Raw genomic sequence first — 387 nt, forward strand, 5'->3', positions numbered from 1 at the left:
GGAGACAATCGATTGAGAACAGGAAAAAAGACCGCACAGAAAAAAGGGGCAGGCTTTGGGCTGTTTTTGACAGCACCTGTGCTGGCCTGGGCGTTGTATGATTTTGCAAATACGATCTTTTCATCAAATATGATCACCATTTTCTTCCCATTTTACTTGCAGGAAACGATCGGGGACAGTGCGAGAATGGACCAGATCGCCAGCACCTTTATTTCTTATGCAAACGCACTAGCCAGCTTTTTTCTCGTCATTTTTACACCTTTATACGGAGTGCTGATTGATCGTACAGGGAAAAAGAAACGCTACATTACGGTGTTTACGTTCATATGTATTGCCTGTAGGCTTTTGATGGGGATTTTTGCTGGGATTGATTTCTCAAGTGAATGG

Annotated in this window: 1 protein-coding gene; it reads left to right on the forward strand. The window is 43.2% G+C overall.

Going from position 1 to position 387, the window contains the following annotated elements; all coding sequences use genetic code 11:
- On the forward strand, positions 1 to 387 hold a 387-nt coding region (locus GFC01_RS18570), incomplete at both ends, for an MFS transporter (protein WP_207707671.1).

Source organism: Desulfofundulus thermobenzoicus (assembly GCF_009428905.1).
Classification (GTDB): Bacteria; Bacillota; Desulfotomaculia; order Desulfotomaculales; family Desulfovirgulaceae; genus Desulfofundulus_A; species Desulfofundulus_A thermobenzoicus.